Annotated in this window: 10 protein-coding genes; 6 read left to right on the top strand and 4 right to left on the bottom strand. The window is 43.5% G+C overall.

The genetic code is table 11. The annotated features are described in order from the left end of the window. The first annotated feature begins 48 nt into the window (after positions 1–48). Positions 49–1,218 (top strand): homocysteine biosynthesis protein, encoded by a 1,170-nt coding sequence (locus HC643_RS26985; RefSeq protein ID WP_038076426.1) that lies wholly within the window; start codon positions 49–51, stop codon positions 1,216–1,218. A gap of 67 nt (positions 1,219–1,285) precedes the next feature. Here the strand turns inward: HC643_RS26985 and HC643_RS26980 are convergent, their stop codons facing one another. Beyond that, on the bottom strand, positions 1,286–2,335 hold the full coding sequence (locus HC643_RS26980) for a hypothetical protein (protein WP_038083462.1): 1,050 nt from the start codon (positions 2,333–2,335) through the stop codon (positions 1,286–1,288). 480 nt (positions 2,336–2,815) lie between these two features. Here HC643_RS26980 and HC643_RS26975 point away from each other — a divergent pair, with 480 nt between their 5' ends. Both HC643_RS26975 and HC643_RS26970 read left to right on the top strand, forming a co-directional pair. Further along, positions 2,816–3,682: a tetratricopeptide repeat protein gene (locus tag HC643_RS26975; RefSeq protein ID WP_038083497.1), complete on the top strand. Its 867-nt coding sequence runs from the start codon at positions 2,816–2,818 to the stop codon at positions 3,680–3,682. Positions 3,683–3,756: 74 nt separating this feature from the next. Beyond that, the gene (locus HC643_RS26970) at positions 3,757–4,485 is read left to right on the top strand and encodes a tetratricopeptide repeat protein (protein WP_408036677.1); all 729 of its coding nucleotides are present in this window, start codon (positions 3,757–3,759) and stop codon (positions 4,483–4,485) included. A gap of 70 nt (positions 4,486–4,555) precedes the next feature. Here the strand turns inward: HC643_RS26970 and HC643_RS26965 are convergent, their stop codons facing one another. The 3 genes from HC643_RS26965 to HC643_RS26955 all read right to left on the bottom strand — a co-directional run bounded on the left by HC643_RS26965 (position 4,556) and on the right by HC643_RS26955 (position 7,890). Continuing rightward, on the bottom strand, positions 4,556–5,176 hold the full coding sequence (locus HC643_RS26965; RefSeq protein WP_038083502.1) for a TMEM165/GDT1 family protein: 621 nt from the start codon (positions 5,174–5,176) through the stop codon (positions 4,556–4,558). 446 nt (positions 5,177–5,622) lie between these two features. Then, entirely contained in the window at positions 5,623–7,350 is a 1,728-nt protein-coding gene (locus tag HC643_RS26960) for a succinate dehydrogenase/fumarate reductase flavoprotein subunit (RefSeq protein WP_038083466.1), read from the bottom strand. 225 nt (positions 7,351–7,575) lie between these two features. Next, positions 7,576–7,890, bottom strand: coding sequence for a hypothetical protein (locus tag HC643_RS26955; RefSeq protein ID WP_038083468.1), 315 nt, complete (start codon positions 7,888–7,890; stop codon positions 7,576–7,578). 589 nt (positions 7,891–8,479) lie between these two features. Here HC643_RS26955 and HC643_RS26950 point away from each other — a divergent pair. Genes HC643_RS26950 through HC643_RS26940 form a run of 3 tightly spaced genes read left to right on the top strand, consistent with a single transcriptional unit; the run spans position 8,480 to position 13,332 of the window. Continuing rightward, positions 8,480–8,644, top strand: a complete 165-nt coding sequence (locus tag HC643_RS26950; RefSeq protein WP_153021450.1) for a hypothetical protein — start codon at positions 8,480–8,482, stop codon at positions 8,642–8,644. Continuing rightward, entirely contained in the window at positions 8,634–12,179 is a 3,546-nt protein-coding gene (locus HC643_RS26945) for a PAS domain-containing protein (protein WP_050046812.1), read from the top strand. Before HC643_RS26950 ends, HC643_RS26945 begins: the two co-directional genes overlap by 11 nt. 1 nt (position 12,180) lies before the next feature. Further along, complete coding sequence (locus tag HC643_RS26940; RefSeq protein ID WP_050046813.1) at positions 12,181–13,332, top strand: hybrid sensor histidine kinase/response regulator; 1,152 nt, start codon at positions 12,181–12,183, stop codon at positions 13,330–13,332. Positions 13,333–13,568 lie beyond the last annotated feature (236 nt).

Below are 13,568 nucleotides of genomic sequence, written 5' to 3'. Positions count from 1 at the left end.
TCGATATGATTGAGAAAATTGAAAAGCATCGGAATTACATCTTTTTATATGCGAACAATTGCGGAAATCAATGACAAAATCAACCGCAAGCAGGCGGTAGTATTGACCGCTGAGGAATTAAAAGTCCGAGTGCAAGAAATTGGTGTAGCAAAAGTTACTAAAGAAGTTGATGTGATTGCAACTGGTACTTTTGAGCCGATGGAATCGAGCGGTGCAATTATTAACCTCGGACACACCGATCCACCGATAAAAATTCGTCGCTGCTGGTTAGATAATGTACCTGTCTACTCTGGTTTTGGAGCAGTAGATTTATATTTAGGTGCAAGCTGTGCTGTGGAAGTGACGGATGGTGAAGAAGTCCGGGAACGTGGGGGAGGTCATGTCATTGAAGACTTGATAGCTGGCAAACCCGTACACGTAAGAGCCCAAGGACAGGTCACAGATTGTTATCCAAGAGCCACCTTTGAAACAACGATTACTCGTGAAACAATCAATCAATTTTATTTATTTAATCCTCGCAATCTCTATCAAAATTTTATAGTTGGGGTGAATGGAGGCGATCGCCCGCTGTACACTTACCTTGGTCCGCTACAGCCACGTTTAAGCAATGCCGTTTACTCCAACCCTGGTGCTATTGCTCCTTTACTCAACGATCCAGACTTACAACTTATTGGAATTGGTACGCGAATTTTTTTAGGAGGTGGAATTGGTTACGTTGCTTGGGAAGGAACCCAGCATTTCCCCTTACAAAAGCGCTTACCAAATCGAACACCCATTGGTCCGGCTGCAACTTTAGCTTTAATTGGTGACGCCAAGCAAATGGATAGACATTGGGTGAGAGGTTGTTACTTCAAAAGCTACGGTCCATCTTTAATGTTGGGAGTGGGGATACCACTCCCCGTATTAAATGAAGAAGTAGTGGCAAAATGTGCCATCCAAGACAAAGATTTAGTAGCCCCAGTAGTAGATTTTTCCATTCCCCGACGAGTTCGTCCCACCTTTGGTTTAGTCAGTTATGCTCAACTTAAATCCGGACGCATAACCATTGAAGGTAAAACTGTTCGTGTAGCACCCCTAGCAAGTTTATTTTTTTCCCGACAAGTTGCCCTAGAGTTAAAAAAATGGATTGAATTAGGAGACTTTACTCTCACAGAACCCGTTGCTCAAATCCCGATGGAGAGGTCTTTTCTACCACAAGACCGATGGACAGAGTTTTAGGAATTATGAATTATGAATTATGAATTATGAAATTCATTATTCAGCATTCATAATTCATAATTCATCCTTATTCTTGAGTTGGCTTCGGGCGCTTCACTGGCTTGGGAGTAGGTTTGGTAGAGACGGGACTCGGACGCGATGGTATGGGTGTAGAGGCGTCACCATTTTTCCGAATGGGGCGTTGAAGTTCCCCATTCCGCTGTCTCGGAGCAAATGGTCTTTTGTTACCCGGACCACCCGGACGACGTCCACCTCCTTTGAAACCACCTTTTCTTGGTGGTTTGCGCTTTTTAGGTAAATCGGCAATAACTTCCCCACTTTCGACTAATAATAAATCAGCTTTGCGCGTGACTTGAAAGTCCCAGAACTTACCAACTGCTTTAGTCTCAAGCTTAGCTGTAAGTTTTAACTTAAAATACTTAGGTTTGTCATTTTGTTTGCGTGGAGCCTGCTTAATTTTAATGACCAAATTGCCTGCTTCATTAGACTGGTAAACAACTTCTCCACGAACGGAAAAACCACCGTCTGGAATTTCTGAAGATGGCAATACGGAATTTAATGAATTTTCTTTCGGTACTGGCAAATCTTCAGAAGTTATATCTTCTTGTTCATCAGTTACTTGACGACCTTGCGCCAAATTTTCCGGCTCCCAAACTCCTACAATCTGCAGGTGCAAATTATCATTTTCTTGGCGAGTGCGAGGATAAACAACCCACAGATGTTCTGCTTCCAAGTCTAAATGATTTTTCACTAGACTCATAATTCGACCTAGAAGGACGGCATCAAGCTCTGTACCATCTGAGGTTACCATTTTACCTTGGGTAAATTGTTCGTCACTAGCAACGTAACGACCTCGGACTAAGCCAATGGCTCGATACTGCATTGGTTCGCTAGGAGGTGGAATTGGTTGTTGCCTGCTAACGAAGTTCCCATCACAAGCAGTCTCACCGGGGGATTCGGGCAAGTTTTCTGGTTCGGGAACGGAAGGCACTGCATTTTCATTTGCAGATGCAAATGCAAGGACAATTGCATTTGTATCGGCATCTTGATTTGTTTGAGCTTCTATTGAAGCTGTTAAATTGGACGATTCGGACGACGGCATCAGGTCGGAATTCATAAAAACTCCTTGCGGCGGAGACAGATCCCATTGTGGGATTTTACTAAGGCAGCTGGAAAGAGCGTTTGTGCTACGCTTGGAAGTATATTTCCTTTCAAGACAAGTACGCCTAACGCTCTACATAACAATTAAAGACGCGAAACTTCGCATACATATTACGCTTAGGTGTTATTTAGCGTCTCTATAACTAGTTTCGGAAGCATATCATAGCTCAAACTCACAAGGTTCCTCCTAAAGTCAACACTTGTATGGAGTGCGTATATTGCTATTTGTTATAAAATTCACAAGTAACTCACGGGATTCCGCAAAGTTTTTAAAATTTTTAACTCAATTGATTTATGTGACCGATAATGTCAACTAAAGGATGAAGTATGAAGTATAAAGTATGAAGTATAAGATGATTACATTGTAATTCATTTTTTATCTCTCATCCTTTAGCCTTCATACTTTCTTTTGTTATTACAGTTTAAGGACGGTTTTGTGTCTCAATCTCGCAATCGCTGGATGGTTAATGCAGTTTTGCTACTCGCAGTTCTTGCTTTTGTTGGAGTATCAATGATTCCTTTGATTGCGGCGTTTAATGATACGCAGCCTTCAAGGCAAGAATCTAGCAGCAACAGAAGCAGTTCGACATCCTCTGACGAAAAAACTAATCTGGAAGACGCAGCAAGGGGTTACGAACAAGTTTTGCAACGAGAACCAGACAACGAAACAGCGCTGCGAGGCTTAATTGAAACCCGTTTACAACTGATACGTTTGAAGGGGAGTAATATTAAAGAGGTGATTGAACCTCTAGAAAGGTTGGCCAAGCTGAAGCCAGAACAAACACGATACGCAGTGCTGCTTGCTCAAGCAAAACAACAAATTGGAGATAGAGAAGGAGCAGCCCAAGTTCTTCGCTCAGTTTTGGAGAATAAACCGGGTGATTTAGATGCGTTGCAAGGCATGGTAGCACTTTTGTTAGACCAAAAACGACCCGAAGCAGCTATTGGTTTGCTACAAGATACACTCAATACTGCTGCTCAAGCAAATAAAATTCAGCCAGGAAGCGTGGATACAGTCGCCGTACAAGTGCTTTTGGGTAATGTTTATGACTCTCAAAAGAAATATGCTCAAGCCCTTAATGTTTACGATCGCGCAATTAAGAACGACAAGCAAGATTTCCGTCCCGTCTTAGCAAAAGCAATGCTTTTGAAAAAACAGGGCAAAACAGAAGAAGCAAAACTTTTATTTACTAGGGCTGCGGCTCTAGCACCAGCCCAGTATAAAGATGAAATTAACAAGGAAGCAGCAACATCATCCTCCCCTGTTCCTTCTACCACAGCATCACCAACACCCGAGGGATAGGAATTTCTAAATTATTCATGAAAAACTCGACATCCTCTGACGAAAAATCTAACCTGGAAGACGCCGCATTATTCATGAAAAACTCGACGTCCTCTGACGAAAAAACTAACCTGGAAGACGCCGCAAGGGGTTACGAACAAGTTTTGCAACGAAAACCAGACAACGAAACAGCACTGCTAGGCTTAATTACAACCCGTTTACAACTGATACGTTTGAAGGGGAGTAATATTAAAGAGGTGATTGAACCTCTAGAAAGGTTGGCCAAGCTGAAGCCAAAACAAACACGATACGCAGTCCTGCTTGCTCAAGCAAAACACCAAATTGGAGATAGAGAAGGAGCAGCCCAAGTTTTTCGCTCAGTTTTAGAGAATAAACCGGGTGATTTAGATGCGTTGCAAGGCATGGTAGCACTTTTGTTAGACCAAAAACGACCCGAAGCAGCTATTGGTTTGCTACAAGATACACTCAATACTGCTGCTCAAGCAAATAAAATTCAGCCAGGAAGCGTGGATACAGTCGCCGTACAAGTGCTTTTGGGTTGTGTTTATGACTCTCAAAAGAAATATGCTCAAGCCCTTAATGTTTACGATCGCGCAATTAAGAACGACAAGCAAGATTTCCGTCCCGTCGTAGCAAAAGCAATGCTTTTAAAGAAACAGGGTAAAACAGAAGAAGCAAAACTTTTATTTACTAGGGCTGTGGCTCTAGCACCAGCCCGGTATAAAGATGAAATTAACAAGGAAGCAGCAACATCATCCTCCTCTGTTCTTTCTACCACAGCATCACCAACACCGGAGGGATAGGGGATTGGGGACAAGGGAGAGGGGGGAGAGGGGGTAGACAAGAAGATTCTACCTTGTCTCCCGTGTCTTCCTAACTCCCTTGAATAGCAGCCAAGACACCAAATAAAAGAAATAAAAATCCACCGACTAGCGTGACTGTACGCTCTGAAATTCGCCCAGCAATCATTCTTCCACCAATGACAGCAATAGCTGCACAAATCGCGTGTCCTAAAATTGCACCTGTTGTCACTCCTATGGGATTATTTCCGGCTGCTAGTGCTATGGTGGCAATTTGAGTGCGATCGCCCCACTCTGCCATAAATGTCAGCACAAAAGTTTGTAGTATTACTCCTAAGTAATTGTTCTTTTTCATCGATTGTCGATCGGCAACTTCCACTGCGGCTTTTGCTTCTTCAACCACTTCTGTAGAACAAGTGCTCGCCTGCATCCGGTATCCATCGTAAAGTAGCTTGACACCAAAACCAAAAAACAAAGCTATTTCAGCGTGATGAATAAAACTTTTTGGGAGTAATGAAACGGCTTGTCCTACCACCACAGAAAGTACAGTCATTGCCGCTAAAGCCGCGATCGCACCTGCAAAAACCAAACGCCGCGAGTGTTTCATCGACAAAATCACGGCGATGAAAAATGTTTTATCGCCTAACTCAGAAACCGTAATTAATAACAAACCTGCAGTAAAAGCTGTCAGCACTCTCTCAAGCTCCTTCAAAATCATCTACTCATGCGAGCTCGATGAGAGTTGACAAGACCTCACCAAGCTCACACTTTCGTTGTGTGAACTTAGTGAAGGTCTCACTTCCAATAAGCAGCTTTGAGTCAAACGTCAATAATTCATCAACCGTACATTTTTGACTTTTGACTTTCTCAAGCTTTTTGTCATCCGAACCAGGCTCATCGCCAGTGTGTTGATTCAGATGCACTGACAAAATCTTTTTGCCAGTAGCTACTCCCCTTCAATTAAATTATTATACATCTGTCTTTGGATATAGTAAAGGGATTGCTAATGGCTAATGGCTAATAGCTAATAGCTAATTGTGAAATTACTAGCCGTCCCTTGTTCGCCAGTCCCGGTGGTCGTGGGAAACCCTCCTACAGCAATAGTCTCACCATTAGCCTAGCCATTAGCCATTAGCCAATTCAATACTTCCTCTCTTGTGGTTGAAACATGGTAATAGCAACTTGGCGATACTGGATATCGATTCCAGCAGGAGAATAATAAGCCATTGTGTGCTTGAGGAAGTTAGGATCGTCTCTTTCAGGATAATCTTCGCGGAAATGAGCGCCCCTGCTTTCCCGACGATTGGCTGCTGATTCGAGAATAATACGCCCTACCAACATTAAACTTCTCATTTCTATCGCTTCTACAATTTCAGTGTTCCAACAATCGCCTTTATCATCTAGATAAATCTGCGAATACTGCTGTTGTAACTCTTGTAATTTCAACAGACCTTCACGCATTAATTCTTCTGTTCGGAAAACACCGCAATATTGAGTCATGCAATCCTGAAAAGCTTGACGAATTTCATTAATGCGGTATTGTCCGGGCTGGTCTAACAAAGTTTGTATTTGTTGCTTGGCTTCGCTGATGTAGCGTTGCTCGTCCACAAGGGGTAGTTTGCGTTTTTGCACGGCTTGTGCGATCGCAGCCCCTGTTCTACGTCCATAAACGACACATTCCAATAAAGAATTGCTACCCAAGCGATTGGCACCGTGTACGGAAACACAAGCGGTTTCTCCAGCTGCAAAGAACCCGTCAACCAAACCCTCACCACTACTGCGTACTTGACCGTCAGTATTCACTGGTATACCGCCCATGCAATAATGGATGGTTGGTCTGACTGGCATGGGTTGAGTCACGGCGTCAACACCGACTAGGCGATGTGCTTCTTCCCAGCAAAAGGGGACGCGGCTCATGATCTTTTCTTTTCCCATATGCCGCAGATCTAAATAAACAAAAGGTCCGCCAGCACTACCATCAGGATGAATCCCCCGTCCGGCACGAATTTCATATGCGATCGCCCGTGAAGTGATATCGCGGGGAGCAAGTTCCATGCGGCTCGGAGCATATCTTGCCATAAAACGCTCTCCCTCACTATTGATGAGGTAAGCCCCTTCTCCACGTACCGCTTCCGAAATCAACACGCCGACTGGATATAACCCGGTAGGATGGAACTGAACAAACTCCATATCCTCCAACGGCAAACCAGCCGCCGCAGTCATTGCCAAACCATCACCAGTAGATGCATAGTCATTTGACGTGGTGTTATACACTCGACCGTAACCACCAGTGGCAAACATCACCGCTTTAGCCCGCACTACCTCAATTTTCCCGTCTTCAATGCGGTACATGACAATACCTTTTGCCTGACCTTCTTCTAAAATCAGACGCATTACGTACCACTCTTGGTAAACTTTAACACCATTTCGTCTTAAGTTATTAACCAACTCGTGCAAGATAGCATGACCCGTTTTATCCGCAGCGTAGCAAGTTCGATTGTGAGAATGTCCTCCAAAAGCACGCTGGGCAATGCGACCATCATTTAAGCGTGAGAACAAAACTCCCATGTGTTCTAAATCAATGACCACATCCGGCGCTTCTCGGGTCAGAATTTCCACCGCATCTTGGTCTGCTAAATAATCAGAACCTTTTACCGTATCAAAAGCGTGAGCTTCCCAAGTATCAGTAGAGTCCACATTTTTTAAAGTAGCCGCAATACCGCCTTGTGCAGCAACTGAGTGCGAGCGAATGGGGTGAGTTTTCGCCACTACCGCCACATTAAGGCTGGGGTCAGTTCTCGCAATTTCCAATGCTGCGCGACATCCAGCCAATCCGCCCCCAACAATAATCACATCATGTTCAAACATAATGATAAAAAATATAAAGGATAAAGGATGAAGGATAAAATGTGAAATATAACTGATTGTTTTTATACGGAGATTTCTTGTCTTTCATCCTTTATACTTTATACTTCAAACTTCATACTTTTTTAGTTTATTCTGAAAAAAAATTCCCCGCGTTCGGCAGGGATGTTGCGTTCATGCTAACTGCTTCCACGAGCAATTAGCTATTAGCAATTAGCAGTTAGCACGTTAACTTGTCGCTTGTACTGGCTGTTGCTGAGAAACGTTACCAGGGATTGGTTGCGTTTTAGTTCCTGGTTCAACTGGAGATACCTCAATGTGATTGAGTAATGTGGTGACGAAGGCAAAGAGCAAGAAAGGTAGCGATAATAGAACGACAAGTCCAACGGCTGCTAAAGCATAAACTGGTCTTCTCGCACCCATAAGTGCTAAAGCAGAAGCCAAGCTTAAAGCAATCGTGATCAGCCAAACAATGATCTGACCGTATATGTCTCCAAACGTAAGAGTACAGACAAACCTATACTTTTGAATGTTATTTGTCATAATTTGCCTCTAAAATCTCCCATAGGTCTACCTTAAAGCTACGTTTGGGTTTTCGACAATTTCTAAATATTTTTGAAACAATTGTAATATCCCTTCACAATTATTGATTTTTTCCTGAAGTGAAACAAGCAGACGCCATCCATCTATAGATATATGTTTTTTGGAAAAATCATGAGATGTAAAACGCTAAGAAGCTTTACTGGAAGTAACATTACGTTCAGTTAGCTAACGCTACAATCTTTAATTGATTAAATGCTTGATGTAAGGGAGCATACCATTTCCTCCCTTTTTAAGGCTAGCACGTACACATAAGTCGAGTTGGAAATCAAATGGACGAAAAAAAACGAAAAATGATTTTTTGAAATCCTTGATTTTTTGTTTAAACTCTATCAATAAGCTGGCACGATTAAGAATCGGTAGATTAACGTCAAAACCTTATTCGATAAGGTTGTTATTTTAATTCGATACGATAAAAAAGCTGGAATTTTGACTTGGTAATTTATTTTTTGGATGGTTAGTTGATTGTTAAAATTCTAATTTGAAATTTGCTGTTAACGCAGTGTGTTTGTGCTACTTATTGAAGTGCGGAATGTGGGATACAATATTTTTAGCAGGGGCAAATGGGAGAAATCAACATCATTCTGCCCCTAAATTGCTCATTTATCCATGCGATCGCCCTATTATTAAGGAAACATTTGAATACGTGCAGAAAAGAGACACCTTGCTAAAAGAGCTTTTAGACCATGCCAGCTAAAAATTTAAACGATTCAGGCAAAATTCGCCGTTACATTTCTTTGCAGGCTGTTCTAATTGGTTCGGTTACTCTACAAATTTTAGTGATAGCAGGACTGACAGGATACTTTGCATTGTTTGCAGAGCAAATTCATGCTCATACTCAAGCCACACTCTGGTTTTGCCTGGTAGCACTGCTATGGGGAGCAGGCTTGGGGTTTTTAACTGCGCGTTGGCTGGCTCTGTCAATTCACCGCCTGAGCCAAGCTGTAGAAGCTCTAGCAGAAGGCAATCTGGATTATCGCATCAAGCAGCAACACAGTATCAAAGAAATAAATGCCCTAGCTGAGTCCTTTAACCAAATGGCACAGCAACTTCAAGCATCCTTTGCCAACTTATGCCAAAGTGAAGAAAAGTTTCGGCAACTGGCAGACAACATTCAAGAAGTTTTCTGGCTGGCAGATGTAGAAATAGAGCAAATGCTCTTTGTCAGCCCTATATATGAAAAGATTTGGGGAAAAAGCTGCGAGAGTTTGTATGAGAATCCCCAATCGTTTATTGATACCATTCATCCGGGCGATCGGCAACGTGTCATTAATCACCTGCAAAGTCATATCAGCAGACCATTTGAAATTGAGTATCGGGTTGTTCGACCTGATGGAACAATACGTTGGGTTTGCGATCGTGGATTCCCCGTGTTTGATGCAAGCGGAAGAGTGATTCGTCGAGCTGGTGTAGCTCAGGATATTACAGAAAGTAAACTGGCTGAAACCCGATTTCGCCATCTAGCAGCGAATGTGCCGGGAGTGATTTACCGTTATGTGCTTCATCCCGATGCCTCGGATGAGGTATTCTATATGAGTCCGGGGAGTCGAAGTCTTTGGGAAATTGAGGCGGCGGCAATTGAGCAGGATATTTCCTTAATTTGGAATTTAGTGCATCCAGATGACGCAGCCGCCATGCGAGCCTCGATTGTGACATCTGCCAGGACTTTACAACCTTGGTTTTGGGAATGGCGGATTATTACCCCCTCTGGTTTGTTGAAATGGGTGCAAGGTGCGGCTCAACCAGAGCTGCAAGTTAATGGTGATGTGATTTGGGATGGCTTGCTGATGGATATCAGCGATCGCAAAAACGTTGAGAGTGTCTTGCAACAACAGGCACAACAAGCGCAAGCCCTAAATCGAGTTGTGCAAAGTATTCGTAACTCTCTGGATTTATCTACCATCTTTTCCACCACAATGGCTGAAGTGGCTCAGCTTTTGGGCATTCATCGGACAACAATTGTCAAGTATTTTCATGATGACTCATGTTGGCGCGTGGTTGCCTGTCACCGCATAGATGAATCACTACCTGATATTACAGGGTTTGAAATTCCTGATGAGGGCAATCTTTATGCTGCTCAAATCAAGCAATTTCAAATCGTGCGGATCGATAGCATAGATCGGGTAAACGATCCAGTAAACCGAGAAATCACCAAAATCTTTCCTTACATCTGGTTGATTATCCCGATTGCAGTCAACGGTAAGATTTGGGGCACCCTATCGCTGGCAAATACCCAACAAAAGGCTCCTTGGAAGGATGAAGAAGTAGAGCTTGCCTGTAAAGTTGCCGATCAATTAGCGATCGCCATTCAACAAGCCCAACTCTATCAGCAAGCACAACAAGAACTAGATCGTCGTCAGCAGGCGGAAGCCGAATTGCAGCAACTCAACCGGAAACTAGAACAGCGCGTTCAAGAGCGAAGCCAGCAACTCCAGCAAGAAATTCACACTCGACTGCAAGCAGAATTAAAGTTTCAGCAGATTTTTCACATTTCACCCCACGCCATCGCCATTACTTCTCTGCAAGATCGGCGCATCGTAGAAATCAATGATGCCTTTTGTCAATTGTTTGGCTATGAGCGTGAGGAAATGCTCGGTCATCGTGCAGATGAGTTTCAGCTATTCATCAATCCTGCCCATCAAGGAATGATTCAGCGATATCTACTGGAACTGGGAAGTGTGCGGAATCTGGAATGTGTTATCCGTACAAAAACAGGAGAAGCCCATACCGCGATCGCCTCAGCCGAATTCATTGATATCGATCGTCTTTCCTGTTTTCTCATCGTTGGCAATGACATTACAGAACGCCAGCAAGCAGAAGAAGCACTGCGGCAAAGTGAAGCCCGCTTTCAAAAAATTGCAGCAGCTTCACCTGCTCAAATTTACATTCTAGTCACTCATCTCGATGGTTCTCTCATCCGTTTTGAATACGTCAGTCCGGCAGTTTGGGAACTCAGAGAAATATCACCAGAGCAACTTTTGCAAGATCCTGCCCCCATTTACGACCAGATTCACCCAGACGATCGCGCTAATTATTTTACAGCACTGAATTATAGCCTGAAAACGATGGCACCGTTCTTTCATGAATATCGTATCGTTCCCCCATCAGGACAGCTGAAGTGGGTGCGAGTCAGTTCTCGCCCGGAACGGCGAGAGAACGACGAAATTTTTTGGTACGGCATCGTTCTGGATGTGAGCGATCGCAAACAAGTGGAGGAAGCTTTACGGCAAAGCGAAGAACGCTGGCAACTAGCTATTCAGGGCAGCAATGACGGCATTTGGGACTGGAACATCAAAACTAATGAAGCTTTTCGTTCAGACCGATTCTACGAGATCCTGGGCTTTTCCAAGCAGGAATTTGGGTCTGATGAGCAAAGCTGGGTCAACTTGATTCACCCAGAAGATGTAGAGCGAGTGACGACGGCAAAACAGGACTACCTGAACCGGAAAATTCCCGCCTTTGCTGTGGAATACCGAATGCAATGTCAAGAGCGCACGTATAAATGGGTTCTGGATCGGGCGATCGCAGTTTGGGATGAGCAGGGTAATCCGGTTCGCATGGTCGGTTCTTTGGGAGATATTAGCAGCCGCAAACAAATTGAACGCCAACTGCGGACATCACTCCAGGAAAAAGAAGTCTTACTGCGAGAGGTCTATCACCGAGTTAAAAACAATATGCAACTGGTTTCGAGCCTGCTACGCCTGCAAGCTACAAGTACTGACAACCCCTCTGTATTAAAGTTACTCAATGAAAGCCAGCAGCGCGTGAAAACAATGGCACTGATTCACGAACGCCTCTATCGTTCCGAAAATCTTGCCCGCATTAACGTAGCTACCTATATTCAAGATTTGGTGAATAACTTAGTTCGCTCCTATAGCACGTCTGATTCATCCATTCGTGTCAACCTCGAACTAGCTAACCTAGAGCTAGATTTAGATGCGGCAGTTCCCTGTGGCTTAATCATTAATGAGTTGGTTTCTAATGCTCTCAAATACGCCTTCCCCAAAAAACAGGGTGAAATTAACCTAGCATTTTGGTTGGCAGATAACAGCAATTATTGTTTAGTTGTCAAAGACGACGGGGTAGGTATTCCAGCTCGCATCGCTCCGCAAAATACTGAATCTCTGGGAATGCAACTAGTCTACGGGTTAACCGAACAACTTGGAGGAGCAATTGAACTAGACAGACAGGGGGGGAGCAAGTTTACAATAACCTTTAGAAAAAGGTCGTAATATGTCACAGCCGTCATCCCCTGTAAATATACTCATTGTAGAAGATGAATGGATCATTGCCTTGGATATTAAGCGCCATCTGAGCAAGCTGGGTTATGGGGTGGCGGGGACGGCTAATTGTGCGGAGAAAGCCCTAGAATTAGTCGCAAAAACTCAGCCTGATTTGGTGTTGATGGATATTTACCTGCAAGGTGAAACAACGGGGATTGAGACATCTGAGTTGATTCGTCAGCAGTTTCATTTACCAATCGTATTTCTGACTGCCCATGCTGATGAAGCAACTTTAACAGAAGCGATCGCCACCCGTCCCCAAGGCTACGTTGTCAAGCCTTTTGAAGAGCAGGATCTCAGTGTTGCCATCCAAGTTGCTTTGGCAAATCATCGAGCCGAAAGAGGGGTACAGCAGGCGCTAGAGCAAGAAAAGCAATTGAACGAACTAAAGTCCCAATTCGTTTCCATTGTTTCCCATGAATTTCGCAATCCGTTAAGCTCCATACTTTTGACGCTAGAACTATTGGAACAAACTGCCCTCACCCCCGAAAAGCGAGCTGCCCACATTCAACGGGCTAAAAATACAATCCACCAAATGTCACAATTGATTACAGATGTGTTAGTGGTAGGCGAAGTAGAACGAGGGCAATTTCAGTGTGAATCAGCACCCATCGATATTATCGAGTTCTGCTCTAATCTGGTAGAGGAACTGCAATCTCTTCCCAAAACCAAACACGATCTAGTAATTACCGTTCGAGGATGCAACGAAACCGAGCATCCTTTTTATGAACTCGATCCCAAATTGTTGCACCATATCTTGAGCAACCTTCTGGAGAATGCCATAAAATATTCCCCAGCTGGCAGTAAGATAATATTCGATTTACAGTGTGAGCTAGATTTTGTTCAATTTCAAATTCAAGATCGGGGCATTGGATTAACAAAAGCAGATCGGGAAAAGTTATTCACCCCTTTCCATCGCGGTAGCAATGTCGGTAAAATTCGCGGAACGGGTTTGGGATTATCTATCGTCAAAAAGTGTGTGGATGCTCATGGAGGAAAGATCGGCGTTGTCAGTGAACTCAGCACTGGAAGTATATTTACTGTCACGCTCTACTCCAAGCAAAGTTTTAATTTTTCCCACATTCCACACTCCAATAATTAGCATAAATACTGCTCGGTTAAGAGAAATTGTAGGTTGGGTAGAGCTTAAGCGAAACCCAACAAATGCTGATAAATGTTCGGTTTCTTTCCTCAACCCAACCCACCTTGAATTTGTGTTTTTAGCTTAACCGAGTAGTATTGCTTCCGATTCTTATTTACCAAGAAACCCGATTTTAAGAAAAACCGGGTTTCTTCGATACTTTATATCGCAGATAAAAAACTAATTTTGCAACAAAT

It is taken from the genome of Tolypothrix bouteillei VB521301 (assembly GCF_000760695.4).
Taxonomy (GTDB): domain Bacteria; phylum Cyanobacteriota; class Cyanobacteriia; order Cyanobacteriales; family Nostocaceae; genus Scytonema; species Scytonema bouteillei_A.
Note: the sequence above shows the minus strand (reverse complement) of the source record. Positions and strands in the feature narration are given on the sequence as shown.